The sequence below is a fragment of the Leifsonia lichenia genome, assembly GCF_054780215.1.
Window position 1 is genome coordinate 949156 of sequence record NZ_BAAGWT010000002.1, and the last position, 23632, is coordinate 972787.

At 68.8% G+C, this 23632-nt stretch carries 24 protein-coding genes; 5 read left to right on the forward strand and 19 right to left on the reverse strand.

Translation table 11 applies throughout. From position 1 onward, the window contains the following. Positions 1–107 precede the first annotated feature (107 nt). A complete protein-coding gene (gene hflX, locus ACYVGI_RS09070; protein WP_460632269.1) occupies positions 108–1661 on the reverse strand; it encodes a GTPase HflX in 1554 nt (517 codons plus the stop codon). A gap of 57 nt (positions 1662–1718) precedes the next feature. Here hflX and ACYVGI_RS09075 point away from each other — a divergent pair, with 57 nt between their 5' ends. Further along, the gene (locus ACYVGI_RS09075) at positions 1719–2333 is read left to right on the forward strand and encodes a class I SAM-dependent methyltransferase (RefSeq protein WP_460632270.1); all 615 of its coding nucleotides are present in this window, start codon (positions 1719–1721) and stop codon (positions 2331–2333) included. An 88-nt stretch (positions 2334–2421) separates the two neighbouring features. On the opposite strand, the gene dapF is transcribed toward ACYVGI_RS09075, so the two are convergent. The 16 genes from dapF to dapA all read right to left on the reverse strand — a co-directional run bounded on the left by dapF (position 2422) and on the right by dapA (position 19701). Next, positions 2422–3303: a diaminopimelate epimerase gene (dapF, locus tag ACYVGI_RS09080; RefSeq protein ID WP_460632271.1), complete on the reverse strand. Its 882-nt coding sequence runs from the start codon at positions 3301–3303 to the stop codon at positions 2422–2424. A gap of 2 nt (positions 3304–3305) precedes the next feature. After that, a complete protein-coding gene (miaA, locus tag ACYVGI_RS09085; protein ID WP_460632429.1) occupies positions 3306–4205 on the reverse strand; it encodes a tRNA (adenosine(37)-N6)-dimethylallyltransferase MiaA in 900 nt (299 codons plus the stop codon). 185 nt (positions 4206–4390) lie between these two features. Beyond that, positions 4391–6001, reverse strand: coding sequence for a tRNA (N6-isopentenyl adenosine(37)-C2)-methylthiotransferase MiaB (gene miaB / locus ACYVGI_RS09090; protein WP_460632272.1), 1611 nt, complete (start codon positions 5999–6001; stop codon positions 4391–4393). A gap of 147 nt (positions 6002–6148) precedes the next feature. Then, positions 6149–6853 (reverse strand): regulatory protein RecX, encoded by a 705-nt coding sequence (locus ACYVGI_RS09095; protein WP_460632273.1) that lies wholly within the window; start codon positions 6851–6853, stop codon positions 6149–6151. 404 nt (positions 6854–7257) lie between these two features. Continuing rightward, entirely contained in the window at positions 7258–8331 is a 1074-nt protein-coding gene (gene recA, locus ACYVGI_RS09100) for a recombinase RecA (protein WP_055895789.1), read from the reverse strand. A 168-nt stretch (positions 8332–8499) separates the two neighbouring features. Then, on the reverse strand, positions 8500–8724 hold the full coding sequence (locus tag ACYVGI_RS09105; protein WP_460632274.1) for a DUF3046 domain-containing protein: 225 nt from the start codon (positions 8722–8724) through the stop codon (positions 8500–8502). 88 nt (positions 8725–8812) lie between these two features. Next, complete coding sequence (locus ACYVGI_RS09110) at positions 8813–9124, reverse strand: helix-turn-helix domain-containing protein (RefSeq protein ID WP_055895785.1); 312 nt, start codon at positions 9122–9124, stop codon at positions 8813–8815. 156 nt (positions 9125–9280) lie between these two features. Next, the gene (locus tag ACYVGI_RS09115; protein ID WP_460632275.1) at positions 9281–9781 is read right to left on the reverse strand and encodes a CinA family protein; all 501 of its coding nucleotides are present in this window, start codon (positions 9779–9781) and stop codon (positions 9281–9283) included. Continuing rightward, the gene (gene pgsA, locus ACYVGI_RS09120; RefSeq protein ID WP_460632276.1) at positions 9768–10391 is read right to left on the reverse strand and encodes a CDP-diacylglycerol--glycerol-3-phosphate 3-phosphatidyltransferase; all 624 of its coding nucleotides are present in this window, start codon (positions 10389–10391) and stop codon (positions 9768–9770) included. The genes ACYVGI_RS09115 and pgsA overlap by 14 nt, the downstream gene beginning before the upstream one ends. A gap of 5 nt (positions 10392–10396) precedes the next feature. Beyond that, complete coding sequence (locus ACYVGI_RS09125) at positions 10397–13261, reverse strand: FtsK/SpoIIIE family DNA translocase (protein WP_460632277.1); 2865 nt, start codon at positions 13259–13261, stop codon at positions 10397–10399. Between the two features lie 104 nt (positions 13262–13365). Continuing rightward, entirely contained in the window at positions 13366–13857 is a 492-nt protein-coding gene (locus tag ACYVGI_RS09130; RefSeq protein WP_460632278.1) for a GNAT family N-acetyltransferase, read from the reverse strand. Between the two features lie 64 nt (positions 13858–13921). Next, complete coding sequence (locus ACYVGI_RS09135; protein WP_460632279.1) at positions 13922–15145, reverse strand: ABC transporter permease; 1224 nt, start codon at positions 15143–15145, stop codon at positions 13922–13924. Next, entirely contained in the window at positions 15142–15846 is a 705-nt protein-coding gene (locus tag ACYVGI_RS09140; protein ID WP_460632280.1) for an ABC transporter ATP-binding protein, read from the reverse strand. The genes ACYVGI_RS09135 and ACYVGI_RS09140 overlap by 4 nt, the downstream gene beginning before the upstream one ends. Beyond that, positions 15843–16841 (reverse strand): efflux RND transporter periplasmic adaptor subunit, encoded by a 999-nt coding sequence (locus tag ACYVGI_RS09145; RefSeq protein ID WP_460632281.1) that lies wholly within the window; start codon positions 16839–16841, stop codon positions 15843–15845. The genes ACYVGI_RS09140 and ACYVGI_RS09145 overlap by 4 nt, the downstream gene beginning before the upstream one ends. 140 nt (positions 16842–16981) lie before the next feature. Then, on the reverse strand, positions 16982–18658 hold the full coding sequence (locus tag ACYVGI_RS09150) for a ribonuclease J (protein ID WP_460632282.1): 1677 nt from the start codon (positions 18656–18658) through the stop codon (positions 16982–16984). 65 nt (positions 18659–18723) lie between these two features. Further along, positions 18724–19701, reverse strand: a complete 978-nt coding sequence (gene dapA / locus ACYVGI_RS09155) for a 4-hydroxy-tetrahydrodipicolinate synthase (protein ID WP_055895766.1) — start codon at positions 19699–19701, stop codon at positions 18724–18726. A 141-nt stretch (positions 19702–19842) separates the two neighbouring features. Between dapA and ACYVGI_RS09160 the strand changes: the two genes are divergently transcribed. The 4 genes from ACYVGI_RS09160 to ACYVGI_RS09175 all read left to right on the forward strand — a co-directional run bounded on the left by ACYVGI_RS09160 (position 19843) and on the right by ACYVGI_RS09175 (position 22243). Beyond that, positions 19843–20292 (forward strand): TlpA family protein disulfide reductase, encoded by a 450-nt coding sequence (locus ACYVGI_RS09160; protein ID WP_460632283.1) that lies wholly within the window; start codon positions 19843–19845, stop codon positions 20290–20292. After that, positions 20279–20794, forward strand: coding sequence for a DUF4395 domain-containing protein (locus ACYVGI_RS09165; protein ID WP_460632284.1), 516 nt, complete (start codon positions 20279–20281; stop codon positions 20792–20794). The genes ACYVGI_RS09160 and ACYVGI_RS09165 overlap by 14 nt, the downstream gene beginning before the upstream one ends. 129 nt (positions 20795–20923) lie before the next feature. Then, positions 20924–21349, forward strand: a complete 426-nt coding sequence (locus ACYVGI_RS09170) for an OsmC family peroxiredoxin (protein ID WP_460632285.1) — start codon at positions 20924–20926, stop codon at positions 21347–21349. Positions 21350–21352: 3 nt separating this feature from the next. Continuing rightward, complete coding sequence (locus tag ACYVGI_RS09175) at positions 21353–22243, forward strand: TIGR01777 family oxidoreductase (RefSeq protein ID WP_460632286.1); 891 nt, start codon at positions 21353–21355, stop codon at positions 22241–22243. An 88-nt stretch (positions 22244–22331) separates the two neighbouring features. Here the strand turns inward: ACYVGI_RS09175 and ACYVGI_RS09180 are convergent, their stop codons facing one another. Together ACYVGI_RS09180 and dapB are read right to left on the reverse strand one after the other, a co-directional pair. Next, complete coding sequence (locus tag ACYVGI_RS09180; protein WP_402850704.1) at positions 22332–22787, reverse strand: hypothetical protein; 456 nt, start codon at positions 22785–22787, stop codon at positions 22332–22334. A gap of 5 nt (positions 22788–22792) precedes the next feature. Further along, the gene (dapB, locus tag ACYVGI_RS09185; protein ID WP_460632287.1) at positions 22793–23575 is read right to left on the reverse strand and encodes a 4-hydroxy-tetrahydrodipicolinate reductase; all 783 of its coding nucleotides are present in this window, start codon (positions 23573–23575) and stop codon (positions 22793–22795) included. Positions 23576–23632: the final 57 nt, after the last annotated feature.

Sequence of the window (23632 nt, forward strand, 5' to 3'; positions counted from 1 at the left end):
CGTTGGCGTGCGACGGTATCCCTGTGTCACCGTGTGACGCCGGAAGACGCGAAAAGCGGGCAAGGACGATTCGTCCCTGCCCGCTCTTTCGTGCCGTGCGGTGTCCGCTAGGCGGTCGGCTCCACCGCGAACGCCTCGAACACCGACAGGTATTCCGGCATCACGCGCGCCCGCACCCTCGTGCCGTCCTCGACGTACTCGGTCGAGACCACGCGGCCCCGCTCGTGCAGCGCCGAGATCAGGTCGCCGCGGTCGTACGGAACGACCAGGTCGACCTCGACCGAGTGGTCGGGCAGCAGCCGTGCGATGGCCGCGAGGATCTCGTCGATCCCCTCGCCCGTGCGCGCTGAGGCGAAGATCGCCCCTGGCTCCAGCCCGCGCAGCACCAGCCGGTCGTCCGGCGTGATCAGGTCGGACTTGTTGAAGACCACGATCTCCGGCAGCTCGCGCGCACCGACCTCGCCGATCACATCCCGCACCGTCGCCAACTGACTGGCGGGGTCTGGATGCGAACCGTCGACCACGTGGACGATCACGTCCGACTCCGCCACCTCTTCGAGTGTGGAGCGGAACGCCTCGACCAACTGATGCGGCAGGTTGCGCACGAAACCGACCGTGTCGGCCAGCGTGTAGAGGCGGCCGTCAGCGGTCACCGACTTGCGGACGGTCGCATCCAGGGTCGCGAACAGCGCGTTCTCGACGAGCACGCCCGCCTTGGTGATGCGGTTGAGCAGGCTCGACTTGCCCGCGTTGGTGTATCCCGCGATGGCCACCGACGGCACAGCGTTGCGGTTGCGGTTGGCCCGCTTCGCATCGCGCGCCGGTTTGAACCCGGCGATCTGCTTGCGCAGCTTGGCCATCCTGGTGTGGATGCGGCGACGGTCCAGCTCGATCTTCGTCTCACCCGGACCACGCGACCCCATACCGGCGCCCGCTCCACCGACCTGGCCACCTGCCTGCCTGGACATCGACTCGCCCCAGCCGCGCAGACGCGGCAGCAGGTATTCGAGCTGCGCGAGCTCGACCTGAGCTTTGCCCTCGCGGCTCTTGGCGTGCTGGCTGAAGATGTCGAGGATCACGGCCGTGCGGTCGATCACCTTCACCTTCACCACGTCTTCGAGCGCGCGCCGCTGGCTCGGGGCCAGCTCGGTGTCCGCGATCACGGTGTCGGCGCCGAGGGCGGCGACGACGCCGGCGAGCTCCTGCGCCTTGCCCTTGCCGAGGTAGGTGCTCGGGTCGGGGTGCGGTCGACGCTGGAGCAGCCCGTCGAGCACCACGGCACCGGCAGTCTCTGCCAGGGCGGCGAGCTCCCTGATGGAGTTCTCCGCATCCTGCAGCGAACCCTGCGAGTAGACGCCGATGAGCACGACGTTCTCCAGGCGGAGCTGCCGGTACTCGACCTCTGTGACGTCTTCGAGCTCGGTGGAGAGTCCGGAGACACGGCGGAGCGCTGCGCGTTCCTCGCGTTCGAACTGCTCGCCGTCGTGGCCGGCGTCGTCGGTGTGCTCGGTCTGGAGCGCCTGGGCGCCCCCGCCGAACAGCGTCATGCCGGCGCGGCTCTCCGCGGCGGCGAGCACGCGGGCAACGACGTCGGCGTCGCGGCTGGTGTCCGTCGGCTGATCGGCCGTCGGCGTTTCTTCTGTGCTCACATGTTCATTCATCTGAAAATCCTGCATCTGGGTTAACCCTAGTTTGTTAGCGTCCTGTACGGTCCTCTTATGGCCAGCGGAGATCACTACTTTTCCCCGGCGCCCGAGAGCGAACTGAAGCTCCGTCCGTTCACCGTCCGACTCGCCGGACAGACCTTCGAGTTGACGACGGCGAACGGAATCTTCAGCCCCGAGCGCGTTGACACGGGTACGCGAGTGCTCCTCGACCATGTCCCCTCAGCACCGCCAGGAGGTCACCTCTTGGACCTCGGATGCGGCTGGGGGCCTGTGGCTCTCACACTTGCTCTCGAATCCCCTCACGCGACCGTCTGGGCCGTCGACGTCAATACCCGAGCGTTGGACGTGGTGCGCAGGAACGCGCAGAAGCTCGGTCTCACCAATGTAAACACATCCACGCCGGATGATGTTCCCGATGATGTATTTTTTACGACGATCTGGTCGAATCCGCCCATCCGGGTGGGCAAGAACGAGCTGCACAATCTGCTGGAGCGCTGGCTGCCGCGCCTCGAGCCGGGCTCGGACGCGTGGCTGGTCGTGCAGCGCAACCTCGGCTCCGACTCGCTGCACCGCTGGATGCAGGCGACCTTCCCCGACCTGAGCACCACGCGCGCGGCCACCTCCAAGGGCTACCGTGTCCTCCGCGCCCGCCGCTCCGCCGCCTAGCCGCCCAAGCAATCGAGCCCAGCCTTTTTCACCTCAAACACGCGACTCGCGGTGAAAAACCCTGGGCTCGATTGCGTGGCGGGTGAGGTCAGGCGAGGTCGATGGTGCCCGTGTAGACGAGCTCGGCGGGGCCGGACAGGGCGACGTGCTCGCCGTCCTCCGTCGCGAACATGCGGACGCCGACCGTGCCGCCCGGCACATCCACTCGCCACTGGTTCGGGGCGCCCTGCCCGGCCCAGTAGCGCACGGCGAGAGCCGCGGCCGCGGCTCCCGTGCCGCAGGACAGGGTCTCGCCACTTCCGCGCTCGTGCACGCGCATCCGGATGCGTCCGACGCCGTCGACGATCAGGGGCTCGTGCGGCACGACGAACTCGACGTTCGCTCCGTCGGCGGGCTCCGGCTCGATGTGCGGGATGTAACTGAGGTCGGCGGCTTCGAGCTCCGACTCGTCGGCGACGGCGACCACCACGTGCGGGTTGCCCATGTCGATCCCGAGTCCTGGCCGTGCCACCGGAAGCTCCTTGGCGCGCACCAGCGGCTCGCCGCCGTCGAGCGACCACCGTCCGAGGTCCACCTGGAAGCCCGTGAGGTTGCGCTGCACGTCGCGCACGCCAGAGCGGGTGCCGATGGCGAGAGTGTCGCCGTCTGCGAGCTCGGCGAGGCCGGACGCGAGCAGGTAGCGCACGTACACCCGGATGCCGTTGCCGCACATCTCAGCGGGCGACCCGTCCGCGTTGTAGTAGTCCATGAACCACTCGGCGCCGTCGTCCTCTGCCAGCGCCTCTGCGCCCTCCGGGAGGTGCTTCGACCGCACGGCGCGGATGATCCCGTCCGCGCCGATCCCGAAGTGCCTGTCGCAGATCTCGGCGATCTGCGTCGCGCTGAGGTTCACCTGGCCGTCCGGGTCGGAGAACAGCACGAAGTCGTTTCCCGTGCCCTGACCTTTGGTGAAGTGGAGGGTTGTCGCCATGCTCACAGCCTACCGAGCGCCGAGGCGGTCAGATTCTCGTCGTCGTAGTCCAGCCAGTGGATGCGCGGGTACCGTTTGAACCAGCTCACCTGCCTCCGCGCGTACCGCCTGGTGAGCTGCTGGGTCTGCGCGATCGCCTCGGCGCGGCTGAGCTCTCCGCGCAGTTCGGCGAGGGCCTGCGCGTAGCCGATCGCCCGGCTGGCCGTCACACCGCGCTCCAGCCCGAGCGGGATGAGTCGCTCGACCTCGTCGAGAAGGCCCGCGTCCCACATCCGCCCGACGCGTGCATCCAGTCTGGCCGTCAACTGCTCGCGCGGGGCGGCGAGACCGATGATGGTGGCCGGCCGCCAGGGAACGGGCTCGTCCGGCAGGGATGCGCTGACCGGCTCCCCGGTGATGGCGACCACTTCGAGCGCGCGCACCAGCCGGCGCCCGTTGCTCGGCCCGATGTTCGCAGCGGCGGCCGGGTCGACGTCGAGGAGCCGCCGATAGAGCGTCCCAGGGCCGTGCGCGGTGAGCTCCGCTTCGAGTTCGGCGCGGAGGGTCTGGTCGGTGCCGGGGAAGCGGAAGTCGTAGATGACGCTCGACACGTACAGCCCTGACCCGCCCACCAGGATGGGCACGCTGCCACGGGCGAGGATGTCGCTGACGGCAGCGCGCGCTTCCGGCTGATAGCGGGCGACCGTGGCTTCGTCGAGCACGTCGAGCACGTCGAACAGGTGGTGCGGGATGCCCCGCCACTCGTGCTGGCCGATCTTGGCGGTGCCGATGTCCATGCCGCGGTAGAGCTGCATGGCGTCGGCGTTGACGATCTCCGCGCCGCGCCCGTCCGCGCGCAGACGCTCGGCGAGGTCGAGCGACAGGTCGGTCTTGCCGGTGCCGGTCGGTCCGACAATCGCCATGATGGGGGTGGCGGATGCGCTGGGGTCGAGTTCGCCGTCGGTGGTCTCGGCGGGATGCGGGGTATCGACGGCCGGACGCGCGTCGACTCGTGCCGTGGCACCGCGCATCCCGTCGCCACAGGCGCCGCCAGCGGGATCGGCGGGTTCGGCGGGATCGGCGCCGCCCTCCGAGGTGGCCGGCGCGGTCAGCGCTGGCCGTCCGTCGGGTCGTAGATCGGCATCGTGCCGACGCCGGGCGACGTGAGCGGCTCTCCGATGCGGAGGGTCGGCAGGCCGAGCGAGACGCGGCCTTTGCCTCCGGACGCGACGCCATCGCCGTGTGCTGGGACCGCGCAGGACTCGGCCTCTGCCCTGTCCCACGCGTCGCCCGCGCGGGTGCGGCGGATCGCGAGCGGCGCTCCGTCGGCGGAGTCGGCGATCAGGTAGAAGGGTGCAGCCTGGGTGACCGTCACGGTGACGACGTCTCCCGGGCGCGGCACCGGAGACCCGGCCGGGACCTCGAAGTGGACCAGACGGCTGTCGAGGGCGCGGCCGCTGAGACGGTGCGTGTCTGCGTCCTTGCGGCCCTCGCCGTTGGCGACGAGGAGTTCGACCTGGCGTCCGATGACCTTCTCGTTCTCTTCGAGCGAGATACGCTCCTGCAGGGCGATGAGGCGTTCGTACCTGTCCTGTACGACCGCCTTCGGAACCTGCTCGTCCATCGTCGCGGCCGGGGTGCCCGGCCGGACCGAGTACTGGAACGTGAAGGCGGACGAGAAGCGGGCCGCCTCGACGACGCGCATCGTCTCGAGGAAGTCTTCTTCTGTCTCACCGGGGAAGCCGACGATGATGTCGGTGCTGATCGCCGCATCCGGCAGCTTCGCGCCCACGCGGTCGAGGATTCCGAGGAACTTCTCGGACCGGTAGGAGCGACGCATCGCCTTCAGAATGCGGTCCGACCCGGACTGCAGCGGCATGTGCAGTTGGGGCATGACCGAGTCCGTCTCCGCCATCGCGTCGATCACGTCGTCGGTGAAGGCGGCGGGGTGCGGGCTGGTGAACCGGATTCGCTCGAGTCCGTCGATCTCGCCCGCCGCGCGAAGCAGCTTGGAGAACGCCTGCCGGTCGCCGAACTCGACGCCGTACGAGTTGACGTTCTGGCCGAGTAGGGTGACCTCGATGGCGCCGTCGTCAACGAGCGCCTGGATCTCGGCCAGGATGTCGCCCGGTCGGCGGTCCTTCTCTTTGCCGCGCAGCGAGGGGACGATGCAGAAGGTGCAGGTGTTGTTGCAGCCGACCGAGATCGACACCCACCCGCTGTAGCTGGAATCGCGCTTAGTGGGAAGAGTCGATGGGAACGTCTCGAGCGCTTCGAGAATCTCGATCTCGGCGGCGTCGTTGTGCCGTGCCCGTTCGAGCAGGCTCGGAAGGGACCCCATGTTGTGGGTGCCGAAGACGACGTCCACCCAGGGCGCCTTCTCGAGGATGACGTTCTTGTCCTTCTGCGCGAGGCAGCCGCCGACGGCGATCTGCATCCCGTCGTGCCGCTTCTTGACGGCGGCGAGGTGACCGAGGTTGCCGTACAGCTTGTTGTCCGCGTTCTCGCGCACGGCGCAGGTGTTGATGACGACGATGTCGGCCTCTTCGCCGTCTGCCGCCACGTAGCCCGCCGCTTCCAGCGAACCGCTGAGTCGTTCCGAGTCGTGCACATTCATCTGGCAGCCGAACGTGCGGACCTCATAGGTGCGCGCGCGCCCGTCCGGTCGCACGGCTGCGTCCGACGGCATGATGGTGCTGCGCTCTTCGGTAATGCTCATAGTGCGACAAGTTTACGTTCGCCCGGCTGAAGAACCGAACCGCGTCGCAACGCGACCGCAGCGACCGCCGCAACAGCCGCGACCGCCGCGACAGCCGCGACAGCCCCAACAGCCACGACTGCCGCAACAGCCCCGGATGCGAGCCCGCTACTCGAAGCGCACTCCGCTGCGGCGACCGCGGGTGGCGAGCGCCGCATCCATCGCCTGCCGTACGACGGACGAACTGTAGCCCTTGCGAGCCAGGAACCCGTGGAGGCGCCGCTTCGCCGTCTCGTCGTCGTAGGTGGACAACTGCCCGACGCGCTTCATCGCCAGCTCCGTGGCGCGTTCGAGCTCATCGTCGTCGGCGATCTCCGCGAGCGCTTCCTCGACGAGTTCCGGCGCGATGTGCCGCCTGTGCAGCTCCTGGGCGATGGCCGATCGTCCCAGGCCCTTGCGGTTGTGCTGGGTGTACACGAGTGTGACAGCGAGTGCCGCGTCGTCAAGCAGGCCGACGCTCTCCAGCCGATCCAGCTCCGCCTGAGCGACGGTCGGCTCGATCTCGCGCTTCGCGAGCACCTGCTCCAGTTCCCAGCGCGACATGCCGCGCCGCGCGAGCTGGTGGATCGACACGTTGGATGCGCGCTTCACCTGCTTCTCGACACCGCCGTCCGAACGCTCGGCCTCGCCGCTCGCGGAAGGCCCGTCGTTCCGACCGGACTCTGTGTCAGCTTCCTCGAGGAAGGCCTTCGACCACAGTCCCGTGGTTCGCCTGCGCTCAGCGGCGGAGTCCTCGGACTGGCCGACCGGATGCGCGGAGGGGAAGGCGACGACCGACCGGACGGACTCGCTGTCCGTGCTCCTCGGTTCCACGCCGCTCACCCGCCGCGATGGGTGGTCCGCACCACGGGAGCGCGGCAGAAACGTCACGGGAGCAAGCCGCTCCGCAGCCGCGCCGCCATCGGGCGCGCCGCCATCGGCCGCGCCACCATCGGGCGCGCCGTCGTCACTCACGCCCTCAGACGCCGCGCCTTCAGCTCGCACCTCTTCGCCTGCGCTGCCGTCTCCGCGGCCGGCCCCAGACTCCGACTCGGAGGGAAATCGCACCACCACGGGTCACTCCTCGCTTTTCTCGCCTCACCCTGGCCCATTCGCCCGGACCAGCTCGCCCGGCCCCGTTGACCCGAACCCGACCAGCGGGTCCCGCTCAGCGGCTCCCCCCAGCGAAGGACCGCCACGTGTCGTTCGTTCACGAACCACACGTGACGGGCCGGACGCTACGCGCCCTTCTTAGCCTGCAGCTTCGCCTCGAGCGATCCGACGTTGTCGGGCGCCTCGGCGACCGCGTTCGGGTCGGCGACGATTCCGAGCTTGATCTTGATCTTGTTCTCGATATCGAGCGCGATGTCGGGGTTGTTGATCAGGAAGTTGCGCGAGTTCTCTTTACCCTGGCCGAGCTGGTCGCCCTCGTAGGTGTACCAGGCGCCCGACTTCTTGACGATTGCGTGCTCCACGCCGAAGTCGATGAGGCTGCCCTCTCGGGAGATGCCGACACCGTAGAGGATGTCGAACTCGGCCTGCTTGAACGGCGGCGCCATTTTATTCTTGACGACCTTGACGCGGGTGCGGTTACCGACGGCTTCCGCTCCGTCTTTCAGAGTCTCGATACGGCGGATGTCGAGGCGGACCGAGGCGTAGAACTTGAGCGCCTTACCACCGGCTGTGGTCTCGGGGCTTCCGAAGAAGACTCCGATCTTCTCGCGGAGCTGGTTGATGAAGATCATCGTGGTGTTGGTCTGGTTGAGACCACCGGTGAGCTTGCGAAGCGCCTGCGACATGAGGCGGGCCTGGAGGCCGACGTGCGAGTCGCCCATCTCGCCCTCGATCTCGGCGCGGGGCACGAGCGCGGCAACGGAGTCGATGACGATCAGGTCGATCGATCCGCTTCGCACCAGCATGTCGGCGATCTCGAGCGCCTGCTCACCGGTGTCCGGCTGAGACACGAGCAGGGCGTCGATGTCGACGCCGAGCTTGCGAGCGTACTCGGGGTCGAGCGCGTGCTCGGCGTCGATGAAGGCGGCGATGCCGCCGGCGCGCTGTGCGTTCGCGATGGCGTGGAGGGTCAGAGTGGTCTTACCCGAGGACTCCGGACCGTAGATCTCGACGATGCGGCCGCGCGGGAGGCCGCCGATGCCGAGCGCCACATCCAGTGCGATCGATCCGGTGGGGACGACCTCGACGGGTGCGCGCTCGTCGCTGCCCAGTCGCATGACCGAGCCTTTGCCGAACTGGCGGTCGATCTGCGCGAGCGCGGTCTCGAGCGCCTTTTCGCGGTCTGCGGGTGATGGCATGTGCGGTTCTCCTTCTCGGCTTCGCTAACGAGATCGACTGTACGGGGGACGTCCGACACTCGGTGTTGGCCACGCGAATCTGTGGACAACCCGTTTTCGATTGCCGTTGTGAAGAAGTCTAACTACATCCGAACATATCTTCGAGACTTTCGAACGCGGCGTGTCGCGTCAGCGCTTTGGCGCAGGTTTGCCCGCGCCGTACCAGTGCGCCTGCGGAACGCCGGTCTCGCGGCAGAGCGCGATCCAGACCTCGCGGGGCGCGACGCCCGCTGCGAGCGCCTGCTGCGCCGTGCGGTTGCCGAGCTCGCCGAGCACGAGGTCCGTGGTGAGCGCCTGTCCGTACGTCGAGCCGAACTCATCGAGGATCGCGCGCTGGAACTCACTCAACTTCATGGAACCACCCTACGGGTCTGCCCGGCGCGGATCGCCGGGGAAACGAAGAACGCCCCGGTCTCCCGGGGCGTTCTCTGGTGAGTCTGTGTCAGCGTGCGACCAGATCCGCGTCCATCGCCGAGACGAACTCGTCGGGGACGGTGTCGGGGATGATGGGCTCGATCCCCTCCAGCACAGCGAGACGGTCACCGACCTCGCGCATGATGACGGAGATCGGAGTGTCCAGCGCTTCTGCGACCGAGGCGAGAATCTCGGACGAAGCTTCCTTCTGACCGCGCTCCACCTCGCTGAGGTAGCCGAGGGCGACACTCGCCTTGCTGGCCACCTGTCGGAGCGTACGGCCCTTTTGCAGGCGGAAGTCCCTGAGCACGTCGCCGATTTCCTGACGTACAAGAATCATTCGGAGCCTCCTTCTTCTACCCTGCCGACGAATCGGACCTTAAACGGATGCCAACACTAGCGCATCTTATGAGGCTCAACGATATCGGCGACGACTGGGCTTTTCTTGTGAATGCAGCAGGTGTAACGAGACCGTAACAGCAGGTATTCCCGGCCATCACGCGCGGTCGAGACCGACCTCGTCGGCCAGCTCCTCGAGCACGCGTTCGACCACCTGGCGGCGGATTTCCGAGCGCGTCCCGGTGAGCGCGAGCTCGACCGCCCGCGTGCCCGCCGCGGTCGAGATGCCGACGAACACCGTGCCGACCGGCTGACCGCCCTGCGGGTCCGGTCCTGCCACCCCGGTGGTGGCGAGCCCGATGTCGGCTGCCCGGCCGGAGACGGCCAGCGCATCCCGCACCCCTGACGCGAGCTGCCTGGCGACCTCGGGATGCACCGGGCCCTCCGCGGCGAGCAGCTCCGCGTCCACCCCGACGATGGTGTGCTTCAGCTCGGTCGCGTAGACGACGACGCCGCCGAGCACGACGGCGGACGCTCCTCCGACACGCGTCAGCTCCGCGGTGAGCTCACCACCGGTCAGCGACTCGGCCGCTGCGACGGTCAGCCCGCGCTCGGCCAGGAAGCGGATGAGGCCGGAGCTCAGGTCAGACGACGGCACGCTTGGCCCTCCGGCCCTTCCACGCCTGCCAGAGGTAGTCGACACCGGTGACGACCGTGAGGATCACCGCGGCCGTCATCACGACGCCGTTGACCCAGTACACCCAGTCGCCGAACAGGGTCCAGAGCGGGAATAGGGCGAGGCTGATGGCAACGGACTGCACGATGGTCTTGATCTTGCCGCCGCGCGAGGCCGCGATCACACCCTGCCGGATGACCACGAAGCGGTACACGGTGATGCCGATCTCCCGCAAGAGGATCACGATGGTGACCCACCACGGAAGCTCTCCCAGGATCGACAGGGCGACGAGCGCTCCCCCGGTGAGTACCTTGTCGGCGATCGGGTCTAGCAGTTTGCCCAGCTCGGTCACGAGGTTGTTGCGCCGAGCGATGGCGCCATCCACGCCGTCCGTCGCGATGGCGATGACGAAGAGCACGGCGGCCGCCCAGCGAAGCCAGCCGTCGTCGCCCGCGTCGGCGAGCAGCATCCACACGAACAGCGGCGCCAGCAGGATGCGCACCACCGTGATGATGTTGGGCAGATTCCAGTTGCTCGCCCGTGCCGGGGTCCCCTCCGCCGGTGCCGGCGGAGGCGTGTCGTGCACCGACATGTGGTCTACTCCCTGTCGGTCAGCTGCCAGGCGTCCTCGTCCGAGTCGCCGTCCACCTCAGGATAGCCCTCGGTCATCCGCGCGACAGGGTCGCCGCCGTACTGGTCGTCGTCCTCGTACGAGGCGGCAGCAGAAGGTGCGCCGGTACCGGCAGACACAGTGGATGCGCTCCCAGGGCCCGCCGCGCTCAGGCCGGCACCTGCGCCCCCGCCCGCACCTCCGCCCGGCGACTCCTCGCCGCGCAGCGTCGCGAGCACAGCGGGCAACTGCTCGACCGTGGCGAGCACATCCCTGGCCTTCGACCCTTCGGACGGGCCGACGATCTCGCGCGACTCGAGCAGGTCCATCAGGCGCCCGGCCTTCGCGAATCCGACGCGCAGCTTGCGCTGCAGCATCGACGTCGAACCGAACTGCGTCGACACGACCAGTTCGGCTGCGGCGAGCAGCAGCTCGAGGTCGTCGCCGATATCGGAGTCGATCTGCTTCTTCTCCGCGGCCGCCGCGACGTCTTGCCGGTACTCCGGCCGCGCCTGACGCGTGACGTGCTCGACGACCTTCTGGATCTCCGCCTCGTTCACCCAGGCGCCCTGCACACGGATCGCCTTGGAGGCGCCCATCGGCAGGAACAGGGCGTCGCCCTGGCCGATGAGCTTGTCGGCGCCGGGCTGGTCGAGGATGACGCGGGAGTCGGTGACGCTCGTGACCGCGAAGGCGAGTCGCGACGGCACGTTCGCCTTGATGAGGCCGGTGACCACATCCACGGACGGACGCTGCGTCGCGAGCACCAGGTGGATTCCGGATGCGCGGGCGAGCTGGGTGATGCGGACGATCGAGTCCTCGACGTCGCGCGGGGCGACCATCATCAGGTCGGCGAGCTCGTCGACGACCACCAGGAGGTACGGGTACGGCTTGAGCGTGCGCTCACTGCCTGCGGGGAGCACGATCTCGTTGTTGACGACGGCCTTGTTGAAGTCGTCGATGTGGCGGAAACCGAAGCTCGCCAGATCGTCGTAGCGCATGTCCATCTCTTTGACGACCCACTGCAGCGCCTCTGCCGCCTTCTTGGGGTTCGTGATGATGGGCGTGATGAGGTGCGGGACGCCGCCGTAGATGGTGAGTTCGACGCGCTTCGGGTCGATCAGCACCATGCGCACGTCGGACGGCTTGGCACGCATCAGCAGGCTGGTGATCATCGAGTTGACGAAGCTGGACTTTCCGGACCCGGTGGAGCCCGCCACCAGGAGGTGAGGCATCTTGGCCAGGTTGGCGACGACGTAACCGCCGCCCACGTCTTTGCCGACGCCGATCGTCATCGGGTGCGTGCTCTTGGTGGCGGCGCCCGAGCGCAGCACGTCGCCGAGCGAGACGATCTCGCGGTCGGAGTTCGGGATCTCGATGCCGATCGCGCTCTTGCCGGGGATCGGAGAGAGGATGCGCACCTCATTGCTGGCGACCGCGTAAGAAAGGTTCTTGCTGAGCGCTGTGACCCGCTCGACCTTCACGCCGGGGCCGAGCTCGATCTCGTACTGCGTGACCGTCGGCCCGCGGGAGTATCCGGTGACCTTCGCATCCACGCCGAACTGGGTGAGCACCTCGGTGATCGCGGCGACGATCTCGTCGTTGGCGCTCGACCTCGTCTTGGCCGGAGTGCCGGCGGACAGCATCCCCGCGGACGGCAGGTGGTACGGCGCTGCCGGCTCGGAGGCGGACGGGATGGCGGCGGTCTCGTCGAAGTCGTCCGCTCCTGCACCGTGCGCATCGGGCACGAACCCCGGAAGGACGGCGGGCGCGGCCGGAGCGGCAGGCACACCGGGAATCGCCGCGGCCGAGGGGATCTCACCCGTGAAGCGCTTGACGGCGTCCTCCGCGAGCGCAAGCTCGCTCAGCACCTCGGTGTTGTAGTGGTCGCTCGCCGGATCCGGCTCCAGTGCGGTGGCGAACTCGCCCTTGCCCTTCGACCTGTCGCCGAACACCTCGGTGATGCTGTCGTCGACGACGGGGGTGTCGAACGCCGGGTCTTCCTCGCGGCCGGACTTGTTCCTGCGCCACCAGGGCAGATTCGCCTCGGGCTCCGCGTCGTCGTCCACGCCGTCCAGCTCGACCTGCTGGGTCTTGGCCTCCTTCGCGGCCTGGCGCTCCTCCTCGGTGGGAAGCTGCGCTCCGAACAGGTAGGCGTAGAGCTCGCGGACGCGGACGCCGACCTTGTTCGGCGGCGTCTTGGTGATGATGAAGATGCTGAGGATGAGCAGCACGATGATCACGGCGGCGGCGCCGTACGGCGTGATCAGGGCCGCGAGGGGCGCGGCGAGCAGCCAGCCGAGCACTCCCCCTGCCTCTGCGAGCTTCGCCATGCCGTCGCTCGGCTGCGGGTGCGAGCTGAACAGGTGGCACAGCCCGGAGATGGTGAGCAGCAGGATGCTCAGACCGATTCCGATGCGCGTGTTGTCGTGGACGGAGCTCGGGTGCCGGAACAGCCACGCGGCGAACAGGACCATGATGACCGGGAGTGCGAACGCCACGCGACCGAACAGCCCACCGAAGGTCCACGCATCCAGAGTGCGGGCGACCTGGTCGTTGATGAGGAACCACTCGACCACGGCGCCGGCCACGGCGAGCAGGACCAGGAAGAACGGGAACCCGTCGCGGCGCTCCTCCTTGGCGAGCTTCTCCGGCCCGAGGGCACGGAAGGCGGCGCCTGTGAGGTGGGCGAGGCCCATCCAGGCGCGGACCAGCGGGTTCGGCCCTGCGTCGGCGGTCGGGTATGCGACCGTCTTCTGGGCCGCGGTCTTCGCCGCCGGCTTGCGCGCGGTCGAGCCGCCGCGGCCGGAGGAGTTCCGCGCGCGCGATGTCGACTTGGTGCTCGTAGCCATAGGGTCCACGGTACTTCGCACCCGTGTCATCGGCCGGTTACCGCGCGCGGATTGTGGAAAATCCGTTACACGGCCTCGCTGTGAAGGAATCGCGAAAAGCGGCGTCAGTGCACCGCGCGCACCATCGTGTCAGAGTCGGCGCCGGACTCGACGGTGATGTACCCCTCGCTGATGTAGAGCCGCTGGGCGAAGTTCGCCCGTTCGACGCTCAGGCTGAGCCGGTTGTGCCCTGCTGCTCCCGCCTGCTTGACGACCGCCTGCAACAGAGCCCTTCCGACGCCACGGGCCCGCCATTGCGTGTTCACGCCGAGCGTGAGCTCCGGCACGCCGACCGCGACGAACCCGTACCCCGGCGCGTTCGCGGGGAACAACCGGCCCCAGCACGCGCCGACAGGAACGTCACGCGTGTCGACGGCGACAGAGCCGAAGTCGCCGGGGCGCATCCACCCGCTGATGTACCTGGACACCGTCGGGTCCTCGAGCACGGCGACCCGGGGACGCGCGCGGACGGGATTCCAGTTGGACGCCTCGACGAGCATGTCCGCGAGGAAGCGCGCGTCATCGCCCGTCGCTGCCCTGATCCGGAATGCTGTCATGCAGGAACGCTACCGGGAGACGTGTAACGGCGAGGTTACGAAACCGAGGTCACCCCATCGCCGATCAGTACCGGATGGCGTCGATGACCTTCACCCGCACGGCGACGAGCGCGGGAAGCAACCCGGCGAGCGCTCCCACCGCGGTCGCCGCGACCATCCCGATCACGGCGGCCTCGACAGGGAACGGCGGGAAGTCGGACACCATGCCCTGGCCGATCATCTGCTCCAGCCACGGGCTCTTCACGATAAGGATGGACAACCCCACCCCAGCAGCGCCGGCGACGACGGTCGCGACGACGCTCTCCATCATCACCGCGAAGAAGACACGACCGGCGGTCGCTCCGAAGCTCCGGCGCACACCGATCTCGCGGATGCGGTGGCGCACCGTCACCAGGGCGATGTTGACCAGTCCAAGGGCACCCAGCAGCAGAACGAGCACCGCGATGCCGCCGACGATCAGCTTGAAGAACACGAGGGGGTCGTCGCCGCCGGCGAGGTAGTCCGCCCTGCTGACGCTCGTGGCTCCCGCGCCGAGCGACTGGTCGAGTTCCGCACGGATCGTGGCGGTGAGCGGTTCGGCAAGCTCGGGCGGAACCCACGCCTCGAGGTTCGCAGGCGCGCCTCCCGAGTAGTCGATCGACATCACCCGGGGCGCGGCGGAGGTGAGGACGAACGCGGACGGCGTCATGTCCTCGTACCCCGAGGTGCGAAGCACACCGACGACGACCGCCGTGACTTCGCCATCCCCGCTCGTGACCCTGGCAGTGGGATGCGACCCGAGCGACGGCGATCCGAGCTTCCGCCAGAAGTCCCCATTGACCACGATGGCCGGTGCGAGCCGGTCGGCATCGGCCTTCGTGAACCACGAGCCCTGGGCGACGCGGATACGGTGCATCGCCGCATACGGCTGGTCGACGGCGGTGGTCTGCACCTCGGCGACTCCGCCGCGGAACTGCACGCGCATCCCGCCCTGTCGCACTGACGAGGTGTATTCGATCTTGTGACGTTCGACGACGCCGGCCCACGCCTCGGGGAGCCCACCCGCCGGCATCGGCGTGCCGTCCGGGGCGTACGACGCCGTCACCGAGAGAAGCGCCGGCCTGCCGCCGTAGCGCTCGTTGGACTCGGTCATGCCCTGCTGGGCGATGTTGGCCAGTCCCACCACGGAGCTGAGCGCGCAGACCGCGACCGCGACGCCGATGAGCGACAGGAGCACACGCACCCGATGGATGCGCACCTCCTGCCACGCTTCGACGATCGCGCCCCAGACGGACTCGACCGCCCTCATGCCGCGACGTCCTGCGCGGAGCCGAGTGGATGCAGTCTGCCGCCGTCCAGACGGTGCCGTTCGTCCGCAAGGGCGGCGATGGCCGGATCGTGCGTGATGGTGACGAGCGCCGCTCCGTAGTCGGTGGCGACGGTGTCGAGCAGTCCCATCACCGAGGTGCCTGTCTCGACGTCCAACGCGCCGGTCGGCTCGTCGGCGAGAATGAGCCGCGGCTCTCGAACGAGCGCCCTGGCGATGGCGACGCGCTGCTGCTCGCCCCCGGACAGCTTCTCGGGCATGGTGTCCATGCGGTGCCCGAGCCCGACTCTGTCGAGGATCTCGGCGGCGATCGCCCGCCGCCGCCAGAACCTGCGCCCGCTCGCGTAGAGCAGCGGGGTCATCACGTTCTCCAGCGCCGTGCGCCCGGAGAGCAGGTTGAACTGCTGGAAGATGAAGCCGACATCGGTGCCGCGCTGCCGGTCGCGGGCGCCGGAACGGAGCCGCGCAACGGGTCGGCCGTCGAACTCGAAGACCCCGGAGGTCGGGGCGTCGAGCAGGCCGAGGATGTTGAGCAGCGTGGATTTCCCGGAGCCGGAGCGACCGACGATGGAGGCGCGCTCGCCGTGCTCGACCACCAGATCGACGCCGTCCAGGATGGTCAGCGGGTCCGCATCCGGGATGTCGACGGTCTTCGTCACGCCCTCGAGCCGCAGCAGGCTCACGAGCCGACCGACGCGCAGGACATCGAGCCGTCCGGCCCGGTGATGCAGCCGTTCTCGTCCGGCATCGGCGCGCCGGGAACGAACTCGAGGATCGTGTCCCCTTCTTTCACCCCGCCGCGCACCTCGACGGTCTTGCCGTCGGTGAGGCCGAGGGTGACGGCGACCTCTTTCGGATCGCCACCCTTCGGATCCGGCAGGTAGACGATGCCCTTCTCCGCCGTGCCCTTGATCGCCGTGGTCGGCACGGTCAGCACCCCCTCGGCACGACCGCCAGACATCGTGAGGTCGGCGGCCAGACCAGCGAACACCGTGACACCGGCTGGGATGGCGCAGCGGACGGTCGTGGTCGATCCGGAGTTCCCACCTCCCTGCTGGTCTCCGCCAGAGGTCGGAACCTGCGGCGTGTCAGCGGTGGCCGCGGGCGTCGTGATGGTGAGGCCAGTGCAGGTGAACGGCGCCGGTCCGTTCTTGATCGTGACGACGGCCTCGGTAGGCCGGTTGAGAAGGCGATACTGCTGCGCCGAGGGGAGGGACGCCGTTGCCGAGAAGGTCGGCGGCGCGATGCCTCCGGTCGCCTCGCCGACCGCGACGGACTGGCCGGGGATGACCGGCAGCGCGGAGACGACTCCGCTGATCGGCGCGGTGACCTCGACGTAGCTCACGGCGGGTTTCGGCTGCGTGACGACGGGCAGACCGTCCGGGCCGGTCGACTCCACCGGGTCGCGCGGCGTCTCCACCTTGATGTCGTAGAGCGTCGCTCCCGCATCGACCGCAGCGCCGACCGCGACCTGGACCTCGTCGACGACGCCCGCCGCCGTGGCCCTGACGGGGGCGGCGGGGTCGGCGACGATGGATCCGCTCACGGTCACGTCGTTGACGATCGTGCCGGTCTGCACGGCGACAGTCGGATCGCTGAGCTCAGCGGTCGGTTGCAGCGGGTCGTTCGTCGACGGACCATCGCCGAAGAACGCCAGCTTGACGAGCGCAGCCGCCACGACGGCGACCAGAACCAGACGGATGATGGGAAAGACCCATCGTCGCGTTACCCCCACTGCTCCTGCTTTCTGCTGAATCCGCCCCCGTCCGCAGCACGAACGGGGCAAACCGGCCCCCCGGTATCTGTTCGGCTAGTGTGTCATGCCTCGATGACGAGCGGAACGATCATCGGTCGGCGGCGGTAGCTGGTGTTCACCCAGCGACCGACCGTTCGCCGCACGACCTGCGACAGGGCGTGCGAGTCACGGACGCCGTTGTGGGCGGCCTCGGCCAGCGCCGACGCGATCTTCGGCTTGACGGCATCGAACACCGCGTCGTCCTCGGCGAATCCGCGTGCGTGGATCTCCGGGCCGGTGACGATGCGACCGGTCGCCGCCTCGACGACGACGATGATCGAGATGAAGCCTTCCTCACCGAGGATGCGGCGGTCCTTGAGGTCCGCATCCGTGATCTCGCCGACACTCGAGCCGTCCACGTAGACGAAGCCGAGGTCGAGCTGACCGACGACGCGCGCGACGCCGTCGCGGAGGTCGATGACCGTTCCGTCTTCGGCGAGGATGGTGTTCTGCTCCGGCACGCCGGTGTCCATCGCGAGACGGGCGTTGGCGACCAGGTGGCGGTACTCGCCGTGAACGGGCATGACGTTCTTCGGCTTCAGGATGTTGTAGCAGTAGAGAAGTTCGCCCGCTGCGGCGTGCCCGGAGACGTGCACCTTGGCGTTGCCCTTGTGCACGACGTTGGCGCCGAGCTTGGTGAGGCCGTCGATCACGCGGTAGACGGCGTTCTCGTTGCCGGGGATGAGGCTGGACGCGAGGATGACCGTGTCGCCCTGTCCGACCTCGATCTGGTGGTCGAGATTGGCCATGCGCGCGAGCACCGCCATCGGCTCGCCCTGCGATCCCGTGGACATGTAGACGATCTCGTCGTCGGGAAGGTCCGCGGCCTTCTTGTAGTCGATCAGCACGCCCTCAGGCACCTTGAGGTAGCCGAGGTCGGCCGCGATGCCCATGTTGCGCACCATCGAGCGTCCGAGGAGCGCGACACGGCGCCCGTTGGCGGCAGCGGCGTCGAGCACCTGCTGCACACGGTGGACGTGGCTGGAGAAGCTGGCGACGATCACGCGGCGAGGCGCACGGGCGATGACGTTGTCGAGCACGGGGCCGATCGAGCGTTCCAGCGGCGTGAAGCCCGGGACGTCCGCGTTCGTGGAGTCGGCGAGGAACAGGTCGACGCCCTTCTCGCCCAGCCTCGCGAACGCGCGCAGGTCGGTGAGACGGTCGTCGAGCGGGAGCTGGTCCATCTTGAAATCGCCGGTGTGCAGTACGACGCCGGCCGGCGTGGTGATCGCGACGGCGAGCGCATCCGGGATGGAGTGGTTGACGGCGACGAACTCCAGCGAGAACGGCCCGAGCTGCTCGACCTGGCCCTCCTTGACGGTGAGGCTGTACGGCTGGATGCGGTGCTCCTTGAGCTTCGCCTCCACCAGCGCGAGCGTGAGGCCGGAGCCGATCAGCGGGATGTCCCTGCGCAGCTTCAAGAGGTATGGAACGGCGCCGATGTGGTCTTCGTGCCCGTGGGTGAGGACGACGCCGACGATGTCGTCGAGACGGTCGCGAACCGGCTGGAAGTCCGGCAGGATGAGGTCGACGCCCGGCTGGTTCTCCTCGGGGAAGAGGACGCCGCAGTCGACGATGAGGAGCTTGCCCTCGTATTCGAAGACCGTCATGTTGCGGCCGATCTCCCCCAGGCCGCCTGTGGGGATGATCCTGAGAGTGCCCGGTTCGAGAGCGGGCGGGTCGGAGACGAGGTTGGGCATATGCCCTCCTAAACAGATACCGGCGCTGGGCGCCTGTTGTGGTTCGAGCCGTACAGTGGCACGGCCTATCGAGTGGTTCCGGCGATTCGGGGCAGAGCACCGCCTGCGGCGGCGTTGCGATCCGGCCGGAAGTTGGAGAAGTCGACACCGGGGATGTCTTTGACGAGGTCGAGCTCGTCTTCGATCTGAGCGGCCTCCCACTCCTCCGGACCGACGAGCGGCAGGCGCACGCGCGGGCTGGAGATGCGGCCGAGGCCGTGCAGGATGTACTTGGCCGCCACCGTGCCAGGCACGTGCGTCATGACGGCGCGGACGAGCGGCTCGAGCTTCTGGTGCGCTGCGGTCGCCGTGGCGAGGTCGCCCGCGTTGACCGCATCCACGATCTGGCGGTACGGCCGCGCAGCGATGTTGGCTGTGACGCCGATGAGTCCCGTGGCGCCGATCGCCAGGTGCGGGAGCACGTTGGCGTCGTCGCCGGAGAAGTAGAGCAGATCGGTCTGGTTGAGCACGCGGCTCACCTCGCTGAAATCGCCCTTCGCGTCTTTGATCGCGCGCACGTTCGGGTGCTTCGCGATGCGGAGGATGGTCTCGTACTTGATCGGGACGCCCGTGCGGCCGGGGATGTCGTAGAGGATCACCGGAAGATCGGTGGAGTCCGCGATCAGGCGGAAGTGGGTGAGGATGCCCGCCTGCGTCGGCTTGTTGTAGTAGGGCGTGACGATCATGACACCGTCTGCCCCCGCCTTCTCGCTCTGCTGGTAGAGCTGGATGGCGTGCGCCGTCTCGTTCGAGCCGCCGCCCGTGATGATCTTGGCGCGGCCCGCCGCGACGTCTTTGCCGACCTCGACCAGCCGCAGCTTCTCGTGGTCGGTGAGCGTGGAGGTCTCCCCCGTCGTTCCCGTGACGACGATGCCGTCTGCACCCGCCGTGATCACGTCGTCGATGTGCTTCTCCACGCCTGCCCAGTCGACTTCGCCATCGGCGGTGAACGGGGTGACCAGGGCGACCAGCACCTGACCGAACGGATTGGAGGAGTTCGACATGGCACAAGGTTATCGGGTCGGTCGCTCCGGGCGCTCGCCCCTTCTGCGGATCTGTGGACAGGTCGCGTTCTGCACAGGCCGGCGCGTCATCTGTCGTCACACACCGCATCCCGTGCCGCGGCGGGCGTAACGTCGGCGACCATGAACGCCTTGGCTGCGGCATCCGTCATCGTCGCGCTCGTCGCCGTCGCGACCGCCGCCGGCCTGCTCTGGCGTCGGACGACGGGCCGCGTACGCGAGGCAGGGCGCTCCCGCGACGCGAAAGTGGTCACGCCGGCCGACGTCGGCGCGCCCGCGTTCGGCAGCAGCGTCACGCTCCTCCAGTTCTCCACCGAGTACTGCGCCCCGTGCCGCTCGACCGCGCGCATCCTGGGCGGCATCGCCGAAGAACGACCCGGCGTCGCCCATGTGGATGTGGACCTCACCCACCGCCCCGACCTCGCCAAGCGCTTCGGCGTGCTGCAGACCCCCACCACCCTCGTGCTCGACCCGTCCGGCACCATCCGCGCACGCATCGGCGGCGTCGCCCGCGCTGACGAAGTGCGCTCCACCATCGACACCATCGCAGGGAGCGACCATGTCTCAGCCTGACGCCACACCCGCCACCTCTCCGGCTCCCGCCGCGCCCGCCGCCCGCGCGGGGATCGACCCGCGCTCCCCTCGTTTCGGCGCAGGGATCACCGCCGTCTCGCTGCTGATCGACGTCTTCCTCGGTCTGGTCGGCGCGACGACGGCGGCGTTCTGGCTTCTCCTGGCGATCGCGCTGCTCTTCGCCTGGGGTGCGTTCGCCGGAATCAGGCGCCACCCGTACGGCGCACTGTTCCGCGCGGTCGTGCGGCCGCGGCTCTCCCCTCCGGCCGAACTGGAGGATGCCGCTCCCCCGACCTTCGCGCAGGGCGTCGGGCTCTTCGTGACAGGATTCGGCCTGCTCCTGCACCTGGTCGGCGTGCCGTACGTGCTCCCGATCGCCGCCGGTCTCGCGTTCGTCGCGGCGTTCCTCAACTCGGTGTTCGGATACTGCCTCGGCTGCCAGATCTACCTACTCCTGGTGCGCGCCGGCCTGATCAGGAGGAGCGCGGCAGCAGCCGTCTGAGCGGAGAGCACGGAGCGTCTGAGCGGGTAGCAGGGAATCCGCCGTACGCCCCTCGCGGTGTCGGACGGCGCTATTAGGCTGGTCGAACCGTCCGCGGAACGTGCGGAGGGAACGACGAGGAGGACCACCATGGCAGTCACGAGCGAATCGACAACGGTCTGGACCGGCGACCTCAAATCCGGCTCGGGCGAGGTCACCCTCGACTCGTCGCACTCCGCGCAGTTCCCGGTCACCTGGGCCGCGCGCTCGCAGGGCTCCAACGACGTCACCACGCCGGAGGAACTGCTCGGCGCCGCGCACTCCGCCTGCTTCTCCATGGCGTTCTCGAACGCTCTCAGCGGCTTCGGCACCACGCCGGAACGCATCGAGGTCACCGCGCACGTGACCTTCGACCCCGCCGAGGGAATCACCGGCAGCCACCTGGTCGTCCAGGCCACCGTGCCCGGGCTCTCGCAGGAGGACTTCGCCCGCCTCGCCGACGAGGCGAAGAGCGGCTGCCCGGTGTCGCGCGCGCTGGTCGGCATCCCGATCACCATCGAAGCCACCCTGGCCTAGCGCATGAAGGTGCTCATCGCGGGCGCCTCCGGCATGATCGGCACCGAGGTCACCGCGCAGTTGGCAGCGAACGGCCACGAGGTGCTGAGACTCGTCCGCGGCACACCGAAAGGCGCGAACGAGTTCAACTGGGCGCCGTCCGCTCGCATCATCGACTTCACCCTGATGGACCGGGTGGATGCGGTCGTCAACCTGTCCGGCGCATCCCTCAGCCGCCTGCCGTGGACGCCGGCGTGGAGACGGAACATCCTGGCCTCGCGCCTGGAGGCGACGCACACGCTGACCGACGCGATGCGGATGGCCGCGTCCCCTCCCTCCGTGTTCCTGAGCGGATCGGCGGTCGGCTTCTACGGCGACCGGCCCGGCCAGAAGCTCACAGAGACGGCGATCAGGGGAACGGGATTCCTGCCTGACGTCGTCGAGGCGTGGGAGTCCGCCGCACACCTGGCCCCGGAGAAGACCCGCGTCGTCACGCTGCGCACGGGCGTCGTCATCGGGCGCGGCGGCGCGATGAAGCCACTGCTGCCCGCTGGAAAGCTCGGCCTGCTCGGCCCGATCGCGGGCGGGGGCCAGCACTGGCCCTGGGTGAGCCTGCACGACGAGGCCGCGGCGATCGTGCACCTCCTCGGCTCGACGCTGAGCGGACCGGTGAACATCGCAGGCCCGACCCCCGCGACCGCCGACACGGTGCTGCGCTCACTCGCGGCGGCTCTGCGACGACCGTACGGCCTTCCGCTGCCGGAGAAGGCGATCACTCTCGCGCTCGGCGACGCGGGGCGCGAGCTGCTGCTGGCGAGCCAGAAGGTGGTGCCGCAGAAGCTGCTCGACGACGGCTTCGTGTTCTCCGAGCCGACGGTTCGGGATGCGATGAACCGACTGGTCGCGAAGCGGTAAGTGCGCAGCGCGGCGGCTGCCCGCAGCGCGGCGGCTACCCGCAGCGCGGCGGCTGCCCGCAGCGCGGCGACTACCCGCAGCGCGGCTCCTACGCCGCCGCGCGCTGCTGCGTGCGGTACAGACGGATCGACTCGCGCAGCGCCGAGCGTGCCCGCCTGCGGTCGCCGGAGGCGTCGTAGGCGAGACCCAGCCGGAACCAGGCACGCCAGCTCTCCGGCTCCGCCTCGACCTCGGCCTTGTAGCGCGGGAACTCCTCGTCCGCCGCGTCGCGGAGCGGTCGGCCGCTGGCGCGCACGGGGAGGTCTTCGACGGGGAGGCCGCCCTCCGCATCCAGGATCTTCACCAGCTTCTCGGTGCGAGCGCCGAACAGCAGCTCGCGGCCGATGGCCCACGCCGCCACCAGCGGCAGAGCGAGCAGGGCGATCCCCATCGCGATGGCGATGCCCTCGCCCGTCGCGATCAGCATGATCGCCCGCTGGAACACCAGCACCAGGTAGATGACCAGGATCGCGGCCATCACGATCGCGGCGATACGGTTGCGCACGGCGGCTACGCCGTCTCGCGTACGGTCGGCCGGGGTGGCTCTCCGTTGGGCTCTGCGATTCCGAGGTCGACCAGCTTATCGAGACCGACCGTCACCCCCGTGGCGGACGCCGCCGCACGGATCGCGAGCAGGATGCCCGCCTCGTACGACTCGGAACCGACGGTGTCGTGCCGGATCGTGAGAGTCTCCCCCGCGCCGCCGAAAATGACCTGCTGCTGCGCAACGAGGCCGCGCATCCGGAGGCTGTGGATGGGGACACTCGCCACCTGCTGCCCGCGGGCGCGCTGGTCGGTGTGCGGCGCATCCACTGGCCCTCGTTCTGCGCGTGCTGCACCGATCAGCTCGGCGGTGCGCACGGCCGTGCCGGAGGGCGAGTCGACCTTGCCTGCGCCGTGGGCCTCGATGATCTCGATCGAGTCGAAAAAGCGTGCGGCGACGGTCGCGAACGCAGTGCCGAGCGCGGAGCCCAGCGAGAAGTTGGGGATGACAACGGCGCCGGTTCCCTCGTGCGCCGCGACGCGCCGCTCCAGGTCCAGGATGCGATCGGCCGACCACCCGGACGTCCCGACGAGCACGTTCAGGCCGTTGTCGACCGCGAACGACACGATCCCGGGGCTCACCGCCGGCAGCGTCATATCGACGAGCACGTCGGCGACGAGCATGTCCTCCAGCGGGGAACGGGAGTCGAGGCTGGCGACGAGCTCGAGGTCGGCGGCCTGCTCGATCAGCCGCACGGCGACGCTGCCCAGTTTTCCGGTCGCCCCTGCGACGGCTACGCGAATAGTCACTCGACCAATCTACCCGCCGCACCATGGGGAAGAGTCCGGGATGCTCGGGGTGCGCGC

Coding starts and splice junctions, on each gene's coding strand:
- hflX (WP_460632269.1), bottom strand. CDS start 1,661: ATGAATGAACATGTGAGCACAGAAGAAACGCCGACGGCCGATCAGCCG.
- ACYVGI_RS09075 (WP_460632270.1), top strand. CDS start 1,719: ATGGCCAGCGGAGATCACTACTTTTCCCCGGCGCCCGAGAGCGAACTG.
- dapF (WP_460632271.1), bottom strand. CDS start 3,303: ATGGCGACAACCCTCCACTTCACCAAAGGTCAGGGCACGGGAAACGAC.
- miaA (WP_460632429.1), bottom strand. CDS start 4,205: ATGGCGATTGTCGGACCGACCGGCACCGGCAAGACCGACCTGTCGCTC.
- miaB (WP_460632272.1), bottom strand. CDS start 6,001: ATGAGCATTACCGAAGAGCGCAGCACCATCATGCCGTCGGACGCAGCC.
- recA (WP_055895789.1), bottom strand. CDS start 8,331: ATGCCATCACCCGCAGACCGCGAAAAGGCGCTCGAGACCGCGCTCGCG.
- ACYVGI_RS09105 (WP_460632274.1), bottom strand. CDS start 8,724: ATGAAGTTGAGTGAGTTCCAGCGCGCGATCCTCGATGAGTTCGGCTCG.
- ACYVGI_RS09110 (WP_055895785.1), bottom strand. CDS start 9,124: ATGATTCTTGTACGTCAGGAAATCGGCGACGTGCTCAGGGACTTCCGC.
- pgsA (WP_460632276.1), bottom strand. CDS start 10,391: ATGTCGGTGCACGACACGCCTCCGCCGGCACCGGCGGAGGGGACCCCG.
- ACYVGI_RS09125 (WP_460632277.1), bottom strand. CDS start 13,261: ATGGCTACGAGCACCAAGTCGACATCGCGCGCGCGGAACTCCTCCGGC.
- ACYVGI_RS09130 (WP_460632278.1), bottom strand. CDS start 13,857: ATGACAGCATTCCGGATCAGGGCAGCGACGGGCGATGACGCGCGCTTC.
- ACYVGI_RS09135 (WP_460632279.1), bottom strand. CDS start 15,145: ATGAGGGCGGTCGAGTCCGTCTGGGGCGCGATCGTCGAAGCGTGGCAG.
- ACYVGI_RS09150 (WP_460632282.1), bottom strand. CDS start 18,658: ATGCCCAACCTCGTCTCCGACCCGCCCGCTCTCGAACCGGGCACTCTC.
- dapA (WP_055895766.1), bottom strand. CDS start 19,701: ATGTCGAACTCCTCCAATCCGTTCGGTCAGGTGCTGGTCGCCCTGGTC.
- ACYVGI_RS09160 (WP_460632283.1), top strand. CDS start 19,843: ATGAACGCCTTGGCTGCGGCATCCGTCATCGTCGCGCTCGTCGCCGTC.
- ACYVGI_RS09165 (WP_460632284.1), top strand. CDS start 20,279: ATGTCTCAGCCTGACGCCACACCCGCCACCTCTCCGGCTCCCGCCGCG.
- ACYVGI_RS09170 (WP_460632285.1), top strand. CDS start 20,924: ATGGCAGTCACGAGCGAATCGACAACGGTCTGGACCGGCGACCTCAAA.
- ACYVGI_RS09175 (WP_460632286.1), top strand. CDS start 21,353: ATGAAGGTGCTCATCGCGGGCGCCTCCGGCATGATCGGCACCGAGGTC.